Below are 21,731 nucleotides of genomic sequence, written 5' to 3'. Positions count from 1 at the left end.
CGATTCAGCATCTATGCTTACGTGCACTGTTCTCTTTTCGACTAAAATTTTTTATACAATCATGCGACCTGACTACCCGTAAGATCCGGTGATTGATATCATGGTTATCTTTTATTCAATCTGTTGCACAATCCCTGAACAGCGACCCGGTAAGGATCCCCAATGCAACCAGTAAGCGGCCCCGGTAACTCTTTACAAGGCGACAAGACAGTCGATACGCCATCGTTAAAGGCCAGTACCCAGGGAGAAGACTTACCCTTGACACCAGCACAGCGAACCACGCTGGAACGGCTGATTGTAAAAATCATGGCACTCAGTTCGTCTAAAACAGCGGAAATATGGGCTGGTTTACGCCATGATCTCGGAATCAAGAATGGTGCGGAGATTATGTCGACGCAATTCAAGGCTGCCGAGCAAGTGCTACAGACCCGACTCTCCACCGCACAAGATACACTTGGCGCTCGCCAGTTATTACAACAGCTTACCGAACTGTTACCGCAAGGAAATAACCGTCAGGCAGTCAGTCAGTTTATTCGTCAGCAATTCGGTCATACCGTGCTCAGCTCACTAAGTCATTCACAGTTACAACAGGTCGTCACACTACTGCAAAATGGCAAAATGCCGCAGGTCAGCCAGTCATTGCAATCGGGAGTACTCCCATCGGGTCAGGTAGCGCAATCAGGGCCATTGTTACAATCTGGGCAAGGCATTTCCCCCGGCTCGGTTGTCACGCCCATTCCCTTATCGGTCACCACACCGCTGGAACGACCGTTGTTGCCTGCTGAACACAACAGCCTGAACCAACTCGTATCTCGCCTGACAGCACTCACTGGTGAACCCGTCGCCAAGGTATGGCTGACACTGATGAATATCCAGGGCCTGGATAGTGGGGATCCCATTCCCGCGAAAAATTTTCAAATACTGAGCCAGTTCCTGCAAACGCAGACGGCATTAATTCAGCATCATCCAGCGCCGACGCTGGCAACGCTGCAAACCGTACTGAAACAGCCTGTCGATACACAAGAACAGCAGATGTTGCTGAATTACGCCCAAACTCATTTTAACGCTACACCACAAACCCAGCTAACACCGTTTCAGATCAATGAAATAGTGACTTTTTTGTTCAGCAAACGTTTGCAGAATACGCAGGAAAAAGCATCGTCTGCCTACGCCTTATCTGGTCAACCACTGGTCAACCCATTTATTGCCATGCTACCCACAGAGTGGCGTCCATTATTTAGTAAACCGATGGCATTAGCCATAATGGGTACATTACTGGTGATGCTTCTGCTGTGGATTCTGTTCTGATGAAGTAACGACTTAGAGGGGCTGTAGTGATAGGAAATTTTGCTGAGGAAAAACCATAACCGGAACACAGAAGAATTCCGGGGTAGATAGATACTACCCCGGTATCAGCGAGAGAGTTACTGAGGATATTTACTCATTACCAACACGGCGTTAGTTCCGCCGAAACCAAACCCATTGGACATCACGGTGTTTAGCTTACGTTCAGTCGGCTTAGTGATGATTTCCATGCCTTCGGCATATTCATCCTGCGTTTCAATGTTAATACTCGGTGCAATAAAACCATGCTTCAGCATGAGCAGCGAGTAGATGGTTTCCTGAACGCCTGCGGCTCCCAGAGAGTGGCCGGTCATCGACTTGGTTGAAGAAAACGCCGGGACATTGTTGCCAAAAACCTCACGCATCGCCCACAGTTCCTTCACATCACCTACTGGTGTAGATGTACCATGAGTATTAATGTAATCAACCGGTGTATCAACACTTTGCAGAGCCATCTTCATACAACGCATGGCACCTTCACCTGACGGAGCCACCATATCAGCACCATCGGAGGTCGCACCATACCCAACAACTTCCGCATAGATGTGCGCACCACGCGCCAATGCGTGCTCCAGTTCTTCCACTACCACAATACCGCCGCCGCCAGCGATAACAAAACCATCACGATCCGCGTCATAGGTACGTGACGCTTTTTCCGGCGTGTCATTGTACTTGGTGGACAACGCGCCCATGGCATCAAACTCACAGGCCATTTCCCAGCACAACTCTTCACCACCACCAGCAAAAACAACATCCTGCTTGCCCAACTGAATCATCTCTACCGCATTACCGATACAGTGAGCCGAAGTTGCACAGGCAGAACTGATGGAATAGTTAACACCACGGATTTTGAACGGCGTCGCCAGACAGGCAGAAACACCAGATGCCATGGATTTGGTTACCATATAGGGGCCAACACCGCGCAAACCTTTGGCACGCATACCATCTGTACCAGCCACTTGGTTGCGTGGGGAACCACCACCAGAGCCCACAATCAGACCAGTACGGTCATTAGAAACCTGATCCGGTGCTAAACCGGAGTCTGCAATAGCTTGCTCCATAGAAAGATAAGCATAAATAGATGCATCACTCATAAAACGCACAACTTTGCGATCGATAAGTCCAGCGGTATCCAGTTTAACGTTTCCCCATACGTGACTACGCATGCCGGAATCTTTCAGCTCTTGGGAAAACGTTATGCCTGAGCGGCCTTCACGTAAAGATGCCAGGACTTCTTCTTGGTTATTACCGATGCTAGATATGATCCCCAGACCAGTAATTACAGCACGTTTCATTCAATACCTCTTCCACTTATATAGTTTGGGATTTAGCCATGCACTTTAGCGTACACTTGTAAGCTGAACAAGTCCGATCAGACGAACTCTTCTCAAATTTGCGCCCTAACCGACTGATCGCTAAAATCGCACCACTGCCTGAATAATGAGTTAGTTGCCGTGACAACCCTTCCCATTCAACATGCTGTACTGAGTTGGAACGATCAGGGTACACCTGTATCGCAACAGTTTGATGACGTCTACTTCTCCAATCAGAATGGATTGGATGAAACCCGCTACGTCTTTTTACAGGGGAACCATTTTCCGGTACGTTTTTCCTACCATTCCGATACGGTATGTACTGTTGCGGAAACCGGGTTTGGTACTGGGTTGAATTTTCTTACCTTGTGGCAAGCATTTGATCAGTTTCGCAAACAGACACCACATGCTGTGCTGCGTCGGCTTCATTTCATCAGTTTTGAAAAGTTTCCGTTACGTTGCCACGATCTGGCCGCCGCGCATGCTCAGTGGCCGGAGCTGGCACACTATGCCAATGAATTGCGTCAACAATGGCCAATGGCATTACCCGGTTGTCATCGTCTGGTCCTGGCAAAAGGCGCTATCACGCTGGATTTATGGTTCGGTGACATCAATGCGTTGCTACCCCAATTGGACGATAGTCTGACACATAAAGTTGACGCCTGGTTTCTGGATGGCTTTGCCCCGGCCAAAAATCCGGATATGTGGACGGAGAATTTGTTCGGTGCAATGGCCAGACTATGTCGTCCGCAAGGTACGTTTGCAACCTTCACGGCAGCGGGATTCGTTCGCCGCGGACTACAACAAGCGGGTTTTAACGTAAGTAAAATCAAAGGGTTTGGTCATAAACGGGAAATGCTATGCGGTACAGTGCCAGAAGCCATAGCAGCACTCGATACCACGCCCTGGTATACCCGGCCTGCGGCAACAGATTCCCATGATGTGGCAATTATCGGTGGTGGTATAGCCAGTATTCTAACGGCGTTGGCACTGCAACGGCGAGGAACTCACGTCACGCTTTATTGTACCGACGACACGGTGGGGCAAGGTGCGTCAGGCAACCGCCAGGGGGCACTCTACCCGCTATTGAACGATAAACACGATGCCCTATCCTGTTTCTTCGCCAATGCATTTACCTATGCACGGCGTTATTATGATGCCCTTGCCGCTCAGGGCGTTCAATTTGAGCACCAATGGTGTGGTGTAAGTCAGCTGGCTTACGATGACAAAAGCGCCCGCAAGATAGCAAAAATTATTGCCGGTCACTGGCCGTTGGAACTGGTTGCCGGCCATTCAGCAGAGGAATTGACCACACTCGTCGATTTGCCGTTACAGACTCATGGTATCACCTATCCACAAGGCGGCTGGTTATGCCCGGCAGAACTGACGACCGCCACGTTAGCGCTGGCACAACAGCGTGGACTGGTAGCACAGATGAATACTCCGGTAAAGCGTCTGGTGCAGACTTCGTCAGGCTGGACGCTGGTACTCAATGAAGATCGGGAAGAGAACCACGCCACAGTGATTCTGGCCAACGGTCATCGATTAACAGAGTGGGAACAGACCCGACATTTACCTGCCTATCCCGTCCGCGGCCAGGTAACGCATATCCCCACCACCCCACGCTTGAGACAACTTAAACAGGTACTCTGCTACAATGGCTACCTGACACCACTCAGCCCACAGCATCAGCAGCACTGTATCGGCGCCAGTTACCAGCGTGGTGATAGCGGAACGGATTACCGCGAAGAGGATCAGCAGCAGAACCATCAACGGCTGATTGATTGTCTGCCAGATGTCGCCTGGTCAGAAGACATTGATATCAGCGGTCAGTTGGCGCGCAGTGGTATCCGCTGCGCCACTCGCGATCATCTGCCATTATTGGGAGCGGTGCCTGATTATCAGCAGACAGTGACAGACTATCAGGATTTACCACAACAACTGGCGACGGGAAACGCGAGCGCTGCCGCGCCGGTTCACCGCAACCTGTTTATTCTGGGGGCGCTTGGCTCACGGGGTTTATGTTCAGCACCGCTGGCGGCAGAAATTCTGGCATCACAAATATACGGTGAGCCGTTGCCGCTGGATAAGGAAACCCTGGCGGCACTCAATCCAAACCGCTTTTGGATAAGAAAGTTGCTAAAAAGCCGGCCAGTGTAATGTTATCTATATATCTGTCCAGGCGATAAATCGAACATGGGCCAATCAATCAGCCCATGAGACAGCATGGCTTAACTTGCCTGCTGGTGCTGCGCCTGGAGATAAAGTCGTTCCCACATGTCATTCACCAACGCCTGGTCGGGCGGGGAAAGCTCGCCATGTTGAATCGCGTTATGCAGACTGCCATATACTCGGGTACACAGCGCTTCAGCCGTATTCTCGCCATGCTCTTCCGCCTCGGCGACAGCCAGCGTCAAATGACCGCGCAGGTAGCCACCGGCAAAAAGTTCATCATCGCTGGCATGTTCCACCATGTCATCGATCAGCGTCAAAATACGCGCTTCAAATTCTGCGATCATCTATCGTCCTCAGTTATTCATATTACCGGTCACTCAGCAGAGATCGTCGGGGTATGGAAAGTCCGTGCTCGTTAATGGCGCTGTATTGTAAAACAATTGTAACGCGTTAATAAAGCGCGCCGGACGTTCAGGAATAGTATGCTGCAAATAGTGCATAACCTGGCCGTGGACCCGCCGTTGAAACGCAATACGATCCGGCGTTACCTCGCCATTGAGGTTATCGCAGCTAACATTAAAGGGAAAACCCGCCGCGACGCAGAATAACCACTCCAGCGCTTGGGGCTTGATTTCAACGTCTTCAAACTGATGTTGAGTTTCGGCATCGCGCCCATCGGGGCAATACCAGTAACCGAAATCCACTTGCAGACGACGCGCTGCACCCGCAATACACCAGTGTGAAATTTCGTGCATGGCGCTGGCATAAAAACCATGTGCAAACACAATCCGGTGATAGGGTACCTGTTCATCCGCTGGCAGATAAATCGGCTCATCCTCACCCTTGATTAGCTGAGTGTTGTAATCGCGGCTAAAGCAGTCATTAAACAGTTGGATCAGTTGATCATAGCGATGAACTACGGTGTGTTGTGGTGAAGTTGTCATGAAAAGATCTGTCCCAGCCACTGCGAAATAGCGCTGCCGTGACTATCATAAATTAACTTACAGCTCATCAGTGCAGAAACCATCACCAGCATAGGACGAATCAGTTTTTGTCCTTTGGTCAAGACCATTCTGGCACCGAGGCGCGCGCCAATGATTTGTCCCAGCAGCATCACCCCACCCAATCCCCATACGACTTTCCCACCCAGAATAAAAAACAGCAGGCTGCCAAAATTGGATGTGAAGTTTAGTACTTTGGCATGTGCAGTCGCTTTCGCCAGGTTAAAACCATGCAGTGTGACATAACCGAGAGCGAAGAAAGATCCCGCTCCCGGCCCAAAAAAACCGTCATAAAATCCGACACAGCCACCAGTAACCAGAGCAAACGGCACAGCGGATAAACGACGCTGCCGATCATTATTTCCTATTTTGGGCACCAACAGGAAATAAAGGCCGATCCCGATCACCAGTACCGGTAAAAGCTGTCGCAAGAAACCGGCATGAATCTGCTGAATCAGCCAGGCACCGAAAACCGCTCCCACAAAAGTAAAAGCGATAGCCAGTTTCTGCTCTCCCAGTTTTACCGCGCGATGGCGGATAAAATACAAGCTGGAGGAAAAAGAGCCGCCCACGGCCTGGAGCTTATTGGTCGCCAAAACTTGCGTAGGCGAAAGCCCCGCCGCTAACAATGCAGGAATGGTCAACAGTCCGCCGCCCCCAGCAATCGAATCAATAAACCCCGCCAACATGCCAACGAAAAACAACAGGCCCAGCATTTCTGGCCCTACAACAAACCATTCCATGAATTATTCCACACTAAAATGTCTGTCAACGAGTGTCTGACACGACGGGGGCAACGGGGGCGGTAACGTTTTTACTGGTGTCTTAGTACTCGGCTGGCGCGGCTGAAACCAACTGGAGAGTTCAGCCCCACAGCCATCACCTGCGGGCGGAGAGTCCTGCTCCTGACACTCCAGACTATCAGCCGGACAACGCAGACGGACATGCATATGGGCACGGTGAGCAAACCACGGGCGGACTTTATGCAACCATGCACGATCCTCACCGGCTTCACGACAAAGCTGCTTTTTAATCGCCGGATTAACGAAAATACGTGTTACGTCTCTATCCAGTGCCGCCGTTTTTATCAAATAGTCGATCTCAGGTCGCCACAGATGAGGATTGACTTGCCGGTCACCCGCCATCACCAAATCCACAGGCTGTGGTTGAAGTAGTTGCTGTTGGCTCCAGCGACGACGGGGTAGTTGTAACCAGATATCCACATCCAGACCAGATTGGTGGCTGACATGGCCGTTACTGAAACGACCACCGGCAGGCATTCCCATATCGCCAATCAGCAATTCCGCCCCGGTGGCACGACGTATTTGCGAGCTCAGACGATAAATAAACGCCACTAGCTCCGGATGACCGAAATAACGGCGTTGATCGACGCGCATAACCTGATAATCCGACGATTGCAGCGCTAACGGTTGCGCACCGATGATACAGCCATTGGCAAAACTGCCAATGGACTGTGCCGTGCCAGCTATCGGGTGGGTAACTTCCTGCCAGGGCGTTTTTGCCTCGGCTGCGACACTCAGCAACAGTGCCGCCATTGCTATCAAACCTGTTTTCATGCTGCCTTACCAACGGGGAACCTGACTGACAACATCACCACACTGAGCCCGCTGACGCAGCAGATGATCCATCAGTACAATCGCCATCATCGCCTCAGCGATAGGAACGGCACGAATACCCACACAAGGATCGTGACGCCCACGGGTAACCATTTCAGCCGCTTCACCGTCGCGATTAATCGTGCGGCCTGGCACCATAATGCTGGATGTAGGCTTCAGTGCCAGATGTGCAATAACTGCCTGACCACTACTGATACCCCCCAGAATACCGCCAGCATGATTGCTCTGAAAACCATCCGGAGTTATTTCATCGCGGTTTTCGCTGCCACGTTTGGTCACCACCGCAAAGCCGTCACCGATCTCCACACCTTTTACAGCATTAATGCTCATCAGTGCATGGGCCAGATCGGCATCAAGACGATCAAACACCGGTTCTCCCAGCCCTGCCGGGACAGACTCCGCTACCACCGTAATCTTGGCTCCAATGGAATCCCCGGCTTTCTTCAGCCCACGCATCAGTTCATCCAAGGCTTCCAGCTTATCTGGATCCGGACAAAAGAACGGATTCTGTTCAACCTGATCCCAGTCTTTCAATTCACAACTGACTTCCCCGATCTGGGCCAGATAACCGCGGATTTGAATACCATGCTGTTGCTGCAAATATTTTTTGGCAATTGCCCCGGCAGCCACACGCATCGCGGTTTCACGAGCCGAGGACCGCCCACCGCCACGGTAATCTCGGATCCCGTATTTCTGTTCATAGGTGTAATCTGCATGCCCCGGCCGGAACAGATCTTTAATAGCACCGTAGTCCTGCGAGCGCTGATCGGTATTCTCAATCAGCAGGCCAATACTGGTTCCGGTAGTCACCCCTTCAAATACACCGGACAAAATACGGACCTGATCCGGTTCCCGACGCTGGGTGGTATAGCGGGAAGTTCCCGGACGGCGGCGATCAAGATCGTGCTGTAAATCTGCTTCAGTCAATGGGATACCGGGGGGGACGCCGTCCACAACGCAGCCCAAGGCAATACCATGAGACTCACCAAAGGTGGTGACACGGAAAAACTGACCAATACTGTTTCCTGCCATCACATCTCCTTAGCGTGATAAAAGAATTAGGTCATTACCGGACAGATTCAGTCGCGGTAAATGCTGAAATGCGTTTTGCAATCCACCAACTGTGATCGAGTCAGCATAAAGACGCCGTCACCACCGTGTTCAAATTCAAGCCAGGTGAATGGAATATCCGGATACTGCTCCATCAAATGCACCATGCTGTTGCCCACTTCACAGATTAGCACTCCCTCTTCACTGAGGTAATCTGGCGCACAAGCCAGAATCCGGCGCACCAGCTTGAGCCCGTCGCTACCCGCCGCCAGTCCCAGTGCCGGCTCATAACGGAACTCCTGTGGCAAATCGGCCATATCCTCTTCATCCACATACGGGGGATTGGTCACGATCAAATCATAGTGAATGGCAGGCAAATCACGGAACAGATCAGAACGGATGGGCGTAACGTTATATTCCATAGCGTGCTGCTGGATATTCTGCTCGGCTACCGCTAGCGCATCGAGGGAAATATCCACCGCATCCACCTCAGCTTCCGGGAAAGCCTGGGCGCAGGCAATAGCGATACAACCGCTGCCAGTACACAGATCCAGGATATGATGCGGCGATGTGGACAACAGGGATTGGAAACCGTTGTTGATCAACTCCCCAATCGGGGAACGTGGCACCAGAACACGTTCATCCACATAGAATTCCAGTCCGCAGAACCAGGCCTTATTAGTCAGATAGGCTACCGGAATACGCTCGTTCACCCGGCGGATCACCCGTTCAACGATGCGGTGGCGTTCGCTGGAGGTCAACCGGGCACGATACATATCCTCGGGAATATCAAGCGGCAGAAACAGACTGGGCAATACCAGTTGCAGCGCTTCATCCCACGGGTTATCAGTACCGTGACCATAATAGACATGGGCTGCGTTAAACCGGCTCACGGTCCAACGCAACATATCCTGAAGGGTATGCAGATCGTTGACCGCCTCATCGACGAAAATTTTGTCCAAGTCTGCCCTCCGCAGATGTCTCTCAATATAAAGTCGGCGTCTAGTTTGCCATGAAGCCTACGACAAATCAGCAGATATCACCGTCCAACGCCCGGTAATACCGAGTTTTATTTAGTGACGTCAGGAAGAAAATGTACACTGTGAGGAAATTATCGCGAAGTGAAACCGTTATGAAAAAAAAATACACGCTAAATGAGGAGGAATTACAGCTTTTTCGCTCCTCTGTGGCTGGAGCCCGTCGGTTACGTCAGGATACTTTTGTTCATAAACCAGAACGTCGTAAACTTGGGGAATTAGCGCCTCGTCGGGTGACACAGGAACAGGTAGATGCCAGCTTCTATTTCTCTGACGAATTTCAGCCCCAGTTGGATAATGAAGGGCCGACGCGCTACATTCGTCCTGATACCAACCACTACGAACTGAAAAAGTTGCGCCGTGGCGACTATTCACCCGAGCTTTTTCTGGATTTACATGGGCTGACGCAGCAGGAAGCAAAACAGGAACTTGGGGCGCTATTGGCCGCCTGCCGCCGCGAACATGTGTATTGCGCCTGCGTCATGCATGGACACGGCAAACACATTCTAAAACAGCAGACGCCACTCTGGTTGGCCCAACACCCCGATGTGCTGGCGTTTCATCAGGCACCACGGGAATTCGGCGGCGACGCCGCGTTATTGGTACTTGTCGCAATGGATATTCCGACAGTGGAATAATAGGACCAGGTGGCTTGGCTAACTACTGGCTTTACTAACTACTGGCTTTAATCGTTAACTGCGAAGGGCTCACTTGCCAGTGACACTCGCCGACACCGGACTCCGCTTCCAGGTTCACGCAGGCAACCGCTGAAGTAGCGAACATCGGTGCGGTTTCACCAGGACACAACGAGGCGACCAGATAGCCAACAAGCGGTAAATGAGAGATGATCAGCACACCGCCAGTCCCTTCTTTTGCCAGTGTTTGCAAATAGTAGCTTATCAGTTTCGCATCACCACCTGGTGTCAATTCCGGCAGACATTCATCTTCCTCTGGCAGGGGAAGTGTGCTCCGCACAGCCTGCAACGTCTGACGGGCACGGAGATAAGGGCTGACCAAGACTCGATCGATATCAATCGCCTGATTATTCAACCAGGCAGCCATTTGATGTGTCTCATTACAGCCCCGGGCGCTAAGAGGCCTGAGCGCATCACTGGCTGCGTCAGGTACAGCATCACCATGACGCATGATCAAAACTTGCATATTACACCGCTATATTGATGAAAATGATGGTAAAAATTTATAACAATCATAGATTACCTGAAACGCCGCGCCCTCGTGTTGCTCTACATCACAGACTGGAACAGCGTACTTGAATGCATATTTGCAGCAGTTTTAACCAATACAAAGCGCATTTTTTTACCCCATTTATCCTTGGATAGCAACCAGCCATACCACTCGACTATCCGACAAAAGCGTCATATCACGCATTGGGATGTAATTTTCTACCTTTTCAGCACATTACTCTTGCATACGGGATGGCTGACACTGTTATTATAAAAACAATATTCTTTTCAATGTCTTTATTTATTTTCTTTCCGTTATTTTCACCCAAATAACAAGACAAATTAAGCATAAAAGCCCAATAAAGTAATAAATACAGAACAAATAATGCCAGTTTTATTCTAAATATATCGTGACGCTTATTTATGACAATTTCATTTCATGCGATTGGAAAAATAGGATTGTTCATCTACATTTATTAATGAAGACTCACTGTATTTTTCTCCTGTCCTATTTTAGGGTTATGCCCAACATCCAGGGAATCAAAACCCCCTGTTATATCAGTAAACTCACTACTTATTCAGCCCATTTATTACATGCACGTTCCGCTTCAATGCGCGCTGTTTTTTACTATATTCGCCGTTTTTACATTAACATATTTTATTTGGTCATAGCCCAATAGGGTATATCACTGTTAAAACGCAATGAGCTAATTAATTATTGGCTTCTAGTCTATTTAATAAAAAGATCTATTCGGTATAGATGACCACCATTCGTAATATACCCAATAGATTTCAAAATGCAGGGAAGAGGCAATCGAGTGAATCCCTGAAAGCTAATTACCCTGCCTCAGATTTCAGGGCGGACGTATCAGAATGCCTTGAAGGATAAAAATACGGTTCCGCGCTTTCACTCCGGGAAAGCAAAGCACGACAAGGCGCAAAACGATCACCATACTGTTGTTGTAATACTTGCAGTGTTTTAACCACCGTATCGCTCCCCAAATGATCGATGTAGCGAAATGGTCCTCCCAGAAATGGTGGAAAACCAATACCCAATACCGCACCGATATCACCTTCGCGGGCACTACGAATAATGCCTTCATCCAGACAACGCGCTGCTTCGTTCAGCAACAGCATCACACAACGCTGTGCCATCAATGCCGAATCCAAATGCGCTTTCGGGGTAACACCGAGCAACGGATAAACGGTATTATCAACATCTTTCTTAGACCGTTGCCAGATATGCTGCTGATGACCATAACGGTAAAAACCACGCGCATTTTTCCGTCCCTGACGATCATCGCTGGCAATAACCTTCAGCGCGGGAGGCACACTGAAACGTTCACCCAGCTCACGAGTCAGGATCGGAGCAATCTTTATCGCAACGTCAATTCCCACTTCATCCAACAGCGTAAAAGGCCCGACCGGAAAACCGAAGCGAACCAGCGCCTGATCGATAGTATCTACTGGCTCGCCTTCCAGCAGGCAACGCGCCGCTTCATCAAGGTAAGGCGCCAGAATCCGGTTAACGTAAAACCCCGCACGGTCAGCGACAACAATAGCCGTTTTTCCCTGTTTTTTTACTAATGCCACCGTAGTGGCAATAGTTTCCGCGCTAGTACCAGTGTGGGGAATAACCTCAACAAGCGGCATTTTCTCCACCGGGCTGAAATAATGCAGGCCGATAACCTGTGCTGGTCGACTGGCTTTGGCGGCAATCTGATGAATAGGCAACGAGGACGTATTCGAAGCAAAAATCGTATCAGGTGAGGCAAATTGCTCAACCTCTGACACCATCTGTTGCTTCAGGGCTAAATCCTCAAATACCGCTTCAATAACAATATCGATCTGCTCAAAACCACGATAATCCGTACTGCCAGTCATCAGGCTCATTTGCCGTTGCTGCTCGATATGCGTTATGCGTCGATGGGTTAGCTGTTTTTCAAGCTTCTGCCAATGGTGCTTTAATGCGCGATTTACCCCTTTTTCCTGGATATCTTTGATTCTTACCGGCAGCCCGCCTCGAATCGCCGTTACGCTGGCAATACCTCCCCCCATCAAACCGCCACCTAACACAGCAACCCGATGGATCACCCGCGCTTCACCACCGGCTTCCGACGTTTTTTTCAGTGCTGTAGCGGTGAAAAACAGACCACGCAGAGCGATGGACTCTGGTGACATGACCAGCTTGCCAAACGCTCGCGCTTCCGCCAGATATCCTTCCGCTTCACCCTTTTCCAAACCATCGCGTACCACTTGAATAATTTTCCCGGTGGCCGGGTAATGTCCCTGCGTCCTGGCCTGTGTTTTCTGCTTAACCACCCTGAACAACAACGATCTGATCAGACGACTATGCATAAAACCGATACGCCAATTCACTGGCGATGATGTTCTCTTGCCTTGTCGTATCATCGCCTCGGCCGTCTCCAGCAAAATACTGTATGGTACGGCGTCATCCACCAGGCCCAGCCTGAGAGCCTGTTGGCTGCGAACATGCTTTCCTGTCAGCATAAGATCCAGCGCTTTATCAACACCAATTAAGCGGGGTAAACGCTGTGTTCCGCCTGAACCAGGTAACAAACCTAGCTGAACTTCCGGCAATCCCAATACGGTTTTATCCTCTGTGGTACAAACCCGATAATCGCATGCCAGTGCCAGCTCCAGTCCGCCGCCCAGACAAGCGCCATGAATAGCGGCTACGACGGGAAAAGGCAGTCCGGCGATATACGCCAGTGTCTCCTGCCCTGTTCTGGCTAACGCTTCGGCCTGTTTGGCATCAGTGCAATTATCCAACATGGTGATATCTGCCCCGACGATAAAGGAATCCGCTTTGGCTGACACAAAAATCACCCCCCGCAGAGCGGCATGCTGTTGCGCCTGGGTTAATACCGCCATGATTTGCCTGGCAAATTGCGCTTTCAGGGTATTCACTTTTTCACCCGCGACATCCATTGTGATAATACCAATGTTATCGGGTCGCAACGTCAGCGAGAAAGCCGATTTCTCCTTCTCCAGCGCGACAATTGCCGGTTGTTCCGTCATGCTGTCACCTCCAGAATCATTGCGGCCCCCAATCCTCCGGCCGCACAGGCAGTGGTTAACCCCAAGCCACCGCCACGGCGCTGTAATTCACGTAATGTCTGTGTGATCATACGTGCTCCCGTCGCGGCAAAAGGATGCCCATAAGCAATTGATCCCCCCAACACATTGAATTTATCCATATCCACGTTTCCCAGCGGCTCACTGCGCCCCAGTTGATGCCGGGCAAAATCGGCGCTGGCGAACAGGTTCAGATTAACTAACGTTTGTGCCGCAAAAGCCTCATGCATATCAATCAAGGTCAGATCGGATAGGGTGATACCAGCGCGATCGAGCGCCAGCGGCGTGGCGTAGGCCGGTCCCAGTAACATATCCTGCCGCACATCAATGCCAATGAAAGCGTAACTGCGAAGATAACCGAGAGGCGTCAATCCCAACCCATTGGCCCGGGATTCACTCATCATCAATACCGCGGCGGCGCCATCTGTCATTGGTGTGCTATTGGCCGCAGTGACAGTGCCATGCTGGCGATCAAATGCGGGGCGTAACTGCGCATACTGCGCCAAAGAGGAGTCATGGCGAACATTATTGTCCTCCTCTACCGCCTGTTGATAAGGAGGAACATAGGCTGTCATCACTTCATCGCGCAGCACACCGCGCTGCCATGCCTGTGCCGCCAGACGATGTGAGCGATGCGCCAATTCATCCTGCTGTTGACGGGTAATTCCATAGCTTTTAGCCATCTGCTCTGCGGTATCACCCATCCGTAGTCCAGTCGAATATTCGGCGATGGCTGGCGACACTGGCAACAGGTCGTTAAAGCGCAGTTGAGCAAACAAGGCCAGTCGTTGCCTCAGGTTACGGGCTTTAGTGAGATCCACCAATATACGAGCCAGTCGCTTGCTGACACCAATGGGTAATACCGACGATGAATCCGCACCTCCCGCAATACCTACCTCAATTGTACCGGCCATAATACTTTCTGCCACATTGGCTACCGCCTGAAAACTGCTAGCACAGGCACGTGAAACGCTGTAGGCATCGGTATGAACGCTCATGCCTGTTCCCAGGACAATTTCCCGTGCAATATTCGGCGCTTCAGGCATCTGAATCACTTGACCAAAAACCAGTTGCTCAACAAGTTCCGAGTCAATACCGCTACGTATCAATAGCTCTGTGACTACCAGTTTGCCCAATTCCAAAGCCGGTATACCACGATACGCCGTTGCCTGACGGGCAAACGGGGTACGTAACCCATTGACAATCGCAATGCGATCGCCCCGACGGGTTACCATTGGTAATACCTCGCCCATAAATACTCCTGCTGATATTAAGAAGAGGGGTACGACTGATATGATTTGATTTCATTGTTAGCTACATTATTACAACCAACAAACCAATAAGTAATAAAAATAGACGCTATCCACGTTTTATGGCGAGCTTTGCTGAATAAAAAACAAGATCAGGAATGAGGTATTAAAAAGAAGTTAAGAAAGGGGGAAAGCATCCCCCTGACAGGAAAGGAATTAACGCAGACCTAACTGAAAAATCAACGTTTCAGCCTGGCAACTGAAAATGAAATTCATGTCCAGTTTTACCCCGCCTTCCACATCTGACAACGTGCTGCTAATGATGCAGGGGTCTGATTCTACCGCCCGCGCTTTATCCGACAACGCTTTTTGCATGGATTCTGCTTCAGCACGAGCAACAAATACATGGCTATAAGAGGCCGTACAGTCAGTGTTGTCTATCACCGTACCTACATCAACACAACAACAAGCAGCTGTTTCTTCGGCATGGCAATTATTTATTACATTTGTCATCGCAAAACTCTCCTACGGCAATAACCTGACGGGCAGGCACGACCTAGATCGTAAAATGATATCTTCCAGCTCATTTTACTCGTCACTGAGAGATATCACTAGAATTTACTGGTCACCGGGATATTAAGTGAAACCGATCACATTTCTGGATGGCTTACCAAAAAAGAAAATGTAAATAAATATAAAGAAAGCTATCATTTTCGTTATATTTTACTCACTTTACGCATAATTTTGCTAACAATTTTAACATTTTAATAAAATATTCTTAGCTTTGTTTTTTATATTTTTGTCACTGGGCCTACTCTGCTTGCCCGTAGCCCTCCCTGAAGTGCACATCCTTTGTTACATGTACAACAGCGTTAAATAACGAGCAGATGATGAGGTTTTGGTCATGAACAACCAGAAAAGTTCGCTAAAAAAATGGTCACTTGCTGCCGTTGTGACCATGATATCCACTAATGCTTCCGCTGCCGGTTTTCAACTCAATGAATATTCATCATCAGGTCTCGGACGCGCTTTCTCTGGCGAAAGTGCCGTAGCTGATAACGCAACGTCCGGCAGCCGTAACCCGGCGACTATGACGTTGTTTGATCGTCCGGCATTCTCTGGTGGCGTGACCTATATTAATCCTGATATCAATCTATCTGGCTCCAGTTCCAGTGGCCAGGATGCGGGGGCAAAAAACATTGCCCCACATGCCTGGGTGCCGAATCTCCATTTCATTATGCCGTTGAATGAGCAGTGGGCCGTAGGCGCTTCTGCCGTCACCTACTATGGTTTGTCGACTGAATTCAGTGACAATTACTCTGCAGGCTCAATCGGTGGCAAAACCGATTTGTCGACGTCGAACCTAAACCTCAGCGCCGCCTATCGGCTTAATAAACATTTCAGTTTTGGCCTGGGAATCGACGCCGTTTATGCCGACGCAAAAATCGTGCGTAATGCAGGTGAAATCGGACCAGCATTTGGTCTGAGTTCTTCTGCTGAAATCACCCGACTTGAAGGCAATGAGTGGGGATATGGCTGGAACGCGGGCATCCTGTACGAGTTAGATCAAAACAATCGTTTCGGCTTTACGTATCGATCAAAAGTAGACATTGATTTTGATGGCAAATTCAGCAGCGCCATTTCCACCGCGGGTGCGACAATACCTGGGAAATTAACCCTTAATCTGCCGGAAATGTGGGAAGTCTCCGCTTACCACCGCGTAGCCCCGAAATGGGCGGTTCACTACAGCCTCACTTACACCGGCTGGAGTCATTTCCAACAACTGAAAGCCACGGGTAGCAATGGACAAACGCTGTTTCTTAAAGATGAAAGTTTCCATGATGTCTACCGTATTGCACTGGGAACGACCTATTACTTTGACGATAACTGGACGTTCCGCACCGGGATTGCCTATGACGATAGTCCGGTTCCTTCCGATAAACGCACTATCTCCATCCCCGATCAAGATCGTTTATGGTTGAGTGCCGGTACCACTTATGCGTTTAATAAAGATATGTCTGTCGACGTCGGGGTGTCTTACATGCACGGACAAAAAGTGAGCATAACGGAGCCGGGAGTGAGTGCGTCTTTACCTTCCTATAGTTTCACTTCCAAAGGTAAAGCCTGGCTTTATGGCGTCAACGTCAACTACAAATTCTGATCACTGCCTTTAGTTCATCATGGCGTAGACAATTCTCGTCAGCCAAGAGACCGGAATACCCAGGCAACGACCACGTTTGGCATCTACAGGGAACCAAACATGGTGTTCCGGTTCAAGTGAACGGCATCACGCAACAGCACCGTTCAGACTCGATAATTGCCAACCTCTCCGGTCCCGGCTGGGACTCTCTGGAGAACAAACTGGCATAGTTATTTGCCTGAATCTATCTCACTCAAGCTACTTTCAATTGATTTCGCATTGGGATTCACCTGTGGCGTGAACTTGCCATCATTAGCCAGGAAATTATTATGTTGGAAGTATGCATCGCGAACCACCAAATAAGGATCTGACGAATTACGCAGCAAGCCATCGGAATCCAGCAACTGGGCCCGACTTTCCAATCCTTCCAGCACCCACTTCCCGGCCGACATCCAAAAGGTTAGATAGCTCAATGGCGGATAAAGCGTATCCACTACATCGCCACCATCTTCACGGATTGTCGCACTACCATAACCCGGCAAAACAATGTAAGGGCCATAACCCACGTCATAATACCCGAGCGTACTGCCGAAACGGAGTGGTTCGTCCTTCGCCAGTTTAGGATTCGCCATAGACGCCACATCAATAAAACCGCCCATTCCCAGCAAAGTGTTAAGAAAGAAACGGTTAAAATGCACCATTGCTCTATAAGGATTGCCTTCGATAAAATAGTTAATCATGGCAGCTGGCTCAGCCAGGTTGGTGAAAAAGTTATCAAGTCCATTACGCGCAGGCTGCGGCAGATAATCACGCCAGACGACAGCGGCAGGACGAACCAGATAGGGATCCAGGACATAATAGTTAAAGTTGAACATAGAACGGTTAAAGCCCTCAAAAGGGTCTGAACGCTGTGGTGGAGCAGACTCCTTGGAACTGGCGCATCCGACGAGCAATAAACTCGTCAATATCACTCCACTCAGGCGGAAATTCATAATAGTTCTCCCTGATCATTTTCGTGTAGCCATTTGGCAGAAATGTGTATTTACTTTCTCAGTTAAAAATGAATTAAGAAAATAAAGTGATAGCCTTTCTAACAGTGTAACATTTTATTTCACCGCATCTACTTTGCCTACAATTGCAGATACTTGATCTCACTTCAGCGGCGGTGAAAATCAGGTCCAAAGGCCCATTATTTCAGTATGAGGATCCTGCTGTAACCAATTGTGTAGCGCTAGCGCCAAATGTGCGATTTCTTCACAATTGAGTGATTGGCATGCATGTTCCCGCTACATTTTTCTCAGCATGGTGCACTAATCAGACAGTTAAGCCGCGGCTCAGTAATATTTGTGCAGTAAATAGACGAAGCTCAGCAACCCTCAAGCAGACCATAAAAGTGATAAACAGTTTCCACCATTAAACGCTGGACGATACCTTCATGGTCATTCCCGCAGCGGCGTTAGACATGCATCTGGTCACTTTCATATTTTCTCACTTTTGAATTTTGTTGCCGAATTATTCCGCGACGAGGTGGTAAGCACCATCCAGACCATGTCTGGCGCTACCACAAGACTCAACCTACTGATTAGCATAGATACAAATTAGGTGCAGTGCTTCCATATCGAAAGTTTATCACCACTTTTTGTGACAGTAATAATACCACAGGTGACTATTGTCCACTGCCAAAGGGTTACGTCTCATATTGGCGTATCAGGCAGCGAGGTTTACGGATGCAGAGGCACTGGATGTTGGCAACCATGGACACTCAGATAACGACACCACCGCCAAAAGCGAAGAAAAATCCTATAAGAGAAAAATAATCACGGCCGAGTGGTGGCGGATTGAGCAATCGAGCCGATAAGTGCTTATGATCAAGGCAGAATTGAGTATAATGACCCCCCTTAACGTCCCCATAGTTAAACGGATATAACAAGCCCCTCCTAAGGGCTAGTTGCAGGTTCGATTCCTGCTGGGGACACCATATGTTAACCTCCAAAAGTATATAAAAACTCACTTACCCCATTACTTTCAGCCAGTTACCCTTGTCTTATAGTCTCCTTCCGTCTCTAGTCGGCTCGGAAAATCCACACTGTTTGATACATATGTTGGTATGTTTGCAGATACCATCATCAGAAGGTTTTTACTATGGCGCTCACTGAGTTAAAAGTAAGAAATGAAAAGGCTGCTGAGAAGCCTGTCAAAATGACAGACGGTGATGATATGCACCTTTTGATCACAATGAACAATTCTAAATACTGGCGTTTCCAGTATCGCTTCGGTGGCAAACAGAAAATTCTCGCACTCGGTGTTTATCCTGAGGTGAGGTTACCAGAAGCCAGACGCAGAAGAGACGAAACCCGACAACTCGTTGCAAAAAATATTGACCCCAGTGAAAAACGCAAAGCTTACAAAATCGAAGCAAGGGGCTACTGACTTTTGAGAAAGTGGCAAGAGACTCGCATTCCAGTAACAGAACCTGGTTCTGACAGCCATAGAACTACTGTATTGAACAGCCTTATTACCCATGTGTTTACTGTAATCGGCAAACGTAATGTTTCAGAACTAAAAACCTGTGATTTACTGGTTCCACTGAAAAAAGCAGAAGCAACAGGTTACACTGAACTCGCTTTGCGTTTGCAACAACGAATAACTGCGATAATGAGATATGCAGTTCACAATGCATTGATTGGACAACATCCTGCCTATGATCTCGCTGGTGCGGTGATCTCCACTAAGAGTGTCCATATCCCCACCCTTTCTCTGGAAAGTCTGCCAGAACTTATGCACCACCTTGAAGCTTATAAAGGAAAAGGCATCACACAAATTTCAGTCCAGCTTACACTCCTGACATTTGTGCGTTCGAGCGAATTAAGGTTTGCAGGCTGGTCAGCGGTGGATTTCAAAAATGCACTATGGACTATCCCTGATAGAACGTGAGCCTGTCCTCTTTTTCAATCACATAACTATTATAATAATATGAATATTCCTTTATATTTTATTTAATAAATACAAAAAATAATCGTTGTATAAATAAACTTTAAGTTTTATTAAGTTAATGGAGGCGACATCACGACTTGCAGAGCTGTCGGCAAGTGTCGGAGTCAGGCGATTTATATTTGCCTCAAGCTGTAGCCTCGGCGTTGTGCCTGATCCAACACGCGGATAAAATATCAATAGCCGGTGAAATATTTAATATTGGTGACAATCATCAGAATATGACGCTGGGAGTGCTCGGTGAAAAGATCAGTGAGGCTATTCCTGCTGTTAAGATAAATATCCAGGGAGCTGTAACAGACCAGCGAAGCTATCGGGTTTCTTTTCGTAAAATTTGCTCGCGGCTGAAATTTACAGGAATATGCTCCGTCATATTCCTGGCATTGAGCTCCAGACAATACCTGAATATGCCAGGACAACGTTCAAGGATATCTCCCTGGTGATTGACAGAGACCTTTTTGGGTGTGATAGGGATGAACTGGCTGCCAACATGCAGAAGGAAGAGATCCCCACGCGAAAAGACTTTCCCCCGCACTTCATCTGATGAAAGCATTCAGGGAATATTCCACCGGTTCACTGCCCCATACCGAACGGATCATGGCCGGGATTTTATGCCTGCCTCTGTACCCAGGCCTGTCATCTCGGGACGCCGAAAAAATCTGTAAAGTTATTATTGAAATCCACCATCGCTGTCACGAAAACTTGCCAGCAGGGAATGAGAAATGAGCTATGTTCAACAGATGCGAAGCCTGATTGGTCACCGTTTACTTCTGCTGGCCGGCGCTAACGTGATTCTTACAGACTCCCACCAACGGATCCTTCTGCAACTGCGCCGGGATGGTACATGGGGGCTTCCTGGAGGACTTCTGGAGCCGGGAGAGTCCCTGGAAGAAACAGCGGTACGGGAGGTCAAAGAGGAAACCAACCTGGACGTCCGGCAACTGGCCTTGTTGGGTGTATTCTCTGGGCCGGAATACACTTTCACGCTCTGCAACCAAGATGAAATCAACGTAATTACATCTCTTTTTTGGGCCTGTGACTGGTCAGGAGAGATGGTCAATGATCCTGAGGAGGGTTTGGATCTCGCTTTTTTCTCTCCTGACAATTTGCCGGAAAACATGAATGACGAATACCGGGTGTATATAGGTCATTATCTGGAACGGTCAAAATGAGCCCGTCAGAAAGGGAGTGTTAGAAATTCCGTGGTGCGACACGAGGCTGTTCCTGCGATTGTTTCAGCCAGTATGTAGTAATCAGTGCGAAGAAACCTGCTGTCTCACCAGCAGTTCCCTACCCGGCTGTGCGTTGAGAGTAATTTCAATGTGCAAAGCGCCGGGGACAACGTAGCCACGGATTATCTGTAAGAGCGGACCGTGAGGTTCAATCTGAAACTGCCAGCCGCAGGCGGTGAAGGCGCCAGGGATAAGGGTATGGTCAGCATAAGCAAACCCCGATAAGCACCGTAATACTTAAGAAGCCAAAGCGGCTGTCAGGCTTCAGCCAAAAAGGC

Annotated in this window: 18 protein-coding genes, 1 tRNA gene and 1 pseudogene; 8 read left to right on the top strand and 12 right to left on the bottom strand. The window is 49.0% G+C overall.

Features of this window, described 5'->3' with window-relative positions; genetic code table 11:
- Positions 1–162: 162 nt before the first annotated feature.
- Positions 163–1,308: a flagella biosynthesis regulator Flk gene (gene flk / locus RS889_RS07645; protein ID WP_315710090.1), complete on the top strand. Its 1,146-nt coding sequence runs from the start codon at positions 163–165 to the stop codon at positions 1,306–1,308.
- Between the two features lie 116 nt (positions 1,309–1,424).
- Here flk and fabB read toward each other — a convergent pair whose 3' ends face one another.
- Entirely contained in the window at positions 1,425–2,639 is a 1,215-nt protein-coding gene (gene fabB / locus RS889_RS07640; RefSeq protein ID WP_315710088.1) for a beta-ketoacyl-ACP synthase I, read from the bottom strand.
- A 159-nt stretch (positions 2,640–2,798) separates the two neighbouring features.
- Here fabB and mnmC point away from each other — a divergent pair, with 159 nt between their 5' ends.
- Positions 2,799–4,817, top strand: coding sequence for a bifunctional tRNA (5-methylaminomethyl-2-thiouridine)(34)-methyltransferase MnmC2/FAD-dependent 5-carboxymethylaminomethyl-2-thiouridine(34) oxidoreductase MnmC1 (gene mnmC, locus RS889_RS07635; protein ID WP_315710087.1), 2,019 nt, complete (start codon positions 2,799–2,801; stop codon positions 4,815–4,817).
- Between the two features lie 71 nt (positions 4,818–4,888).
- Here mnmC and RS889_RS07630 read toward each other — a convergent pair whose 3' ends face one another.
- From RS889_RS07630 to prmB, 6 genes are read right to left on the bottom strand one after another with little or no spacing between them, the layout of a single operon-like run.
- Positions 4,889–5,176 (bottom strand): YfcL family protein, encoded by a 288-nt coding sequence (locus RS889_RS07630; protein WP_021016680.1) that lies wholly within the window; start codon positions 5,174–5,176, stop codon positions 4,889–4,891.
- Positions 5,177–5,209: 33 nt separating this feature from the next.
- Positions 5,210–5,776, bottom strand: coding sequence for an elongation factor P hydroxylase (locus tag RS889_RS07625; RefSeq protein ID WP_021016681.1), 567 nt, complete (start codon positions 5,774–5,776; stop codon positions 5,210–5,212).
- Positions 5,773–6,576, bottom strand: coding sequence for a sulfite exporter TauE/SafE family protein (locus RS889_RS07620; protein ID WP_021016682.1), 804 nt, complete (start codon positions 6,574–6,576; stop codon positions 5,773–5,775). The genes RS889_RS07625 and RS889_RS07620 overlap by 4 nt, the downstream gene beginning before the upstream one ends.
- A 3-nt stretch (positions 6,577–6,579) precedes the next feature.
- Entirely contained in the window at positions 6,580–7,410 is an 831-nt protein-coding gene (gene mepA, locus RS889_RS07615; protein WP_315710086.1) for a penicillin-insensitive murein endopeptidase, read from the bottom strand.
- Between the two features lie 6 nt (positions 7,411–7,416).
- Positions 7,417–8,502: a chorismate synthase gene (aroC, locus tag RS889_RS07610; protein WP_315710085.1), complete on the bottom strand. Its 1,086-nt coding sequence runs from the start codon at positions 8,500–8,502 to the stop codon at positions 7,417–7,419.
- A 47-nt stretch (positions 8,503–8,549) separates the two neighbouring features.
- A complete protein-coding gene (gene prmB / locus RS889_RS07605; RefSeq protein WP_315710084.1) occupies positions 8,550–9,482 on the bottom strand; it encodes a 50S ribosomal protein L3 N(5)-glutamine methyltransferase in 933 nt (310 codons plus the stop codon).
- 170 nt (positions 9,483–9,652) lie between these two features.
- Here prmB and smrB point away from each other — a divergent pair, with 170 nt between their 5' ends.
- Positions 9,653–10,195 (top strand): endonuclease SmrB, encoded by a 543-nt coding sequence (smrB, locus tag RS889_RS07600; RefSeq protein WP_037381893.1) that lies wholly within the window; start codon positions 9,653–9,655, stop codon positions 10,193–10,195.
- 34 nt (positions 10,196–10,229) lie between these two features.
- Here the strand turns inward: smrB and sixA are convergent, their stop codons facing one another.
- The 4 genes from sixA to RS889_RS07580 all read right to left on the bottom strand — a co-directional run bounded on the left by sixA (position 10,230) and on the right by RS889_RS07580 (position 15,603).
- Complete coding sequence (gene sixA, locus RS889_RS07595) at positions 10,230–10,718, bottom strand: phosphohistidine phosphatase SixA (protein ID WP_021016687.1); 489 nt, start codon at positions 10,716–10,718, stop codon at positions 10,230–10,232.
- Positions 10,719–11,578: 860 nt separating this feature from the next.
- Positions 11,579–13,783: a fatty acid oxidation complex subunit alpha FadJ gene (fadJ, locus tag RS889_RS07590; protein ID WP_315710083.1), complete on the bottom strand. Its 2,205-nt coding sequence runs from the start codon at positions 13,781–13,783 to the stop codon at positions 11,579–11,581.
- The gene (gene fadI / locus RS889_RS07585) at positions 13,780–15,093 is read right to left on the bottom strand and encodes an acetyl-CoA C-acyltransferase FadI (RefSeq protein WP_315710081.1); all 1,314 of its coding nucleotides are present in this window, start codon (positions 15,091–15,093) and stop codon (positions 13,780–13,782) included. The genes fadJ and fadI overlap by 4 nt, the downstream gene beginning before the upstream one ends.
- 213 nt (positions 15,094–15,306) lie before the next feature.
- Positions 15,307–15,603: a YfcZ/YiiS family protein gene (locus RS889_RS07580; protein WP_315710080.1), complete on the bottom strand. Its 297-nt coding sequence runs from the start codon at positions 15,601–15,603 to the stop codon at positions 15,307–15,309.
- A gap of 391 nt (positions 15,604–15,994) precedes the next feature.
- On the opposite strand from RS889_RS07580, the gene fadL reads away from it, so the two are divergent.
- Entirely contained in the window at positions 15,995–17,251 is a 1,257-nt protein-coding gene (gene fadL / locus RS889_RS07575; RefSeq protein WP_315710079.1) for a long-chain fatty acid transporter FadL, read from the top strand.
- Positions 17,252–17,460: 209 nt separating this feature from the next.
- On the opposite strand, the gene mlaA is transcribed toward fadL, so the two are convergent.
- A complete protein-coding gene (gene mlaA / locus RS889_RS07570) occupies positions 17,461–18,222 on the bottom strand; it encodes a phospholipid-binding lipoprotein MlaA (protein WP_315710078.1) in 762 nt (253 codons plus the stop codon).
- Positions 18,223–19,133: 911 nt separating this feature from the next.
- Between mlaA and RS889_RS07565 the strand changes: the two genes are divergently transcribed.
- From RS889_RS07565 to RS889_RS07555, 4 genes and pseudogenes are all read left to right on the top strand, one after another.
- Positions 19,134–19,208 (top strand) — tRNA-Arg (locus RS889_RS07565).
- Between the two features lie 164 nt (positions 19,209–19,372).
- Positions 19,373–20,152 (top strand): annotated as a pseudogene (locus RS889_RS07560) (tyrosine-type recombinase/integrase); the annotation flags it as partial.
- 612 nt (positions 20,153–20,764) lie between these two features.
- Positions 20,765–20,947: a DegT/DnrJ/EryC1/StrS family aminotransferase gene (locus RS889_RS23770; RefSeq protein ID WP_425475117.1), complete on the top strand. Its 183-nt coding sequence runs from the start codon at positions 20,765–20,767 to the stop codon at positions 20,945–20,947.
- Entirely contained in the window at positions 20,944–21,393 is a 450-nt protein-coding gene (locus RS889_RS07555) for an NUDIX hydrolase (RefSeq protein ID WP_315710077.1), read from the top strand. Before RS889_RS23770 ends, RS889_RS07555 begins: the two co-directional genes overlap by 4 nt.
- Positions 21,394–21,731 lie beyond the last annotated feature (338 nt).

The sequence above is a fragment of the Brenneria uluponensis genome, assembly GCF_032395385.1.
GTDB classification, from domain to species: domain Bacteria; phylum Pseudomonadota; class Gammaproteobacteria; order Enterobacterales; family Enterobacteriaceae; genus Prodigiosinella; species Prodigiosinella aquatilis.
Note: the sequence above shows the minus strand (reverse complement) of the source record. Positions and strands in the feature narration are given on the sequence as shown.

What these genes read in the sequence shown, in the direction of transcription:
- flk (WP_315710090.1), top strand. Translation starts at nt 163, where the DNA reads ATGCAACCAGTAAGCGGCCCCGGTAACTCTTTACAAGGCGACAAGACA.
- fabB (WP_315710088.1), bottom strand. Translation starts at nt 2,639, where the DNA reads ATGAAACGTGCTGTAATTACTGGTCTGGGGATCATATCTAGCATCGGT.
- RS889_RS07630 (WP_021016680.1), bottom strand. Translation starts at nt 5,176, where the DNA reads ATGATCGCAGAATTTGAAGCGCGTATTTTGACGCTGATCGATGACATG.
- RS889_RS07625 (WP_021016681.1), bottom strand. Translation starts at nt 5,776, where the DNA reads ATGACAACTTCACCACAACACACCGTAGTTCATCGCTATGATCAACTG.
- RS889_RS07620 (WP_021016682.1), bottom strand. Translation starts at nt 6,576, where the DNA reads ATGGAATGGTTTGTTGTAGGGCCAGAAATGCTGGGCCTGTTGTTTTTC.
- mepA (WP_315710086.1), bottom strand. Translation starts at nt 7,410, where the DNA reads ATGAAAACAGGTTTGATAGCAATGGCGGCACTGTTGCTGAGTGTCGCA.
- aroC (WP_315710085.1), bottom strand. Translation starts at nt 8,502, where the DNA reads ATGGCAGGAAACAGTATTGGTCAGTTTTTCCGTGTCACCACCTTTGGT.
- smrB (WP_037381893.1), top strand. Translation starts at nt 9,653, where the DNA reads ATGAAAAAAAAATACACGCTAAATGAGGAGGAATTACAGCTTTTTCGC.
- sixA (WP_021016687.1), bottom strand. Translation starts at nt 10,718, where the DNA reads ATGCAAGTTTTGATCATGCGTCATGGTGATGCTGTACCTGACGCAGCC.
- fadJ (WP_315710083.1), bottom strand. Translation starts at nt 13,783, where the DNA reads ATGACGGAACAACCGGCAATTGTCGCGCTGGAGAAGGAGAAATCGGCT.
- fadI (WP_315710081.1), bottom strand. Translation starts at nt 15,093, where the DNA reads ATGGGCGAGGTATTACCAATGGTAACCCGTCGGGGCGATCGCATTGCG.
- RS889_RS07580 (WP_315710080.1), bottom strand. Translation starts at nt 15,603, where the DNA reads ATGACAAATGTAATAAATAATTGCCATGCCGAAGAAACAGCTGCTTGT.
- fadL (WP_315710079.1), top strand. Translation starts at nt 15,995, where the DNA reads ATGAACAACCAGAAAAGTTCGCTAAAAAAATGGTCACTTGCTGCCGTT.
- mlaA (WP_315710078.1), bottom strand. Translation starts at nt 18,222, where the DNA reads ATGAATTTCCGCCTGAGTGGAGTGATATTGACGAGTTTATTGCTCGTC.
- RS889_RS23770 (WP_425475117.1), top strand. Translation starts at nt 20,765, where the DNA reads ATGAAAGCATTCAGGGAATATTCCACCGGTTCACTGCCCCATACCGAA.
- RS889_RS07555 (WP_315710077.1), top strand. Translation starts at nt 20,944, where the DNA reads ATGAGCTATGTTCAACAGATGCGAAGCCTGATTGGTCACCGTTTACTT.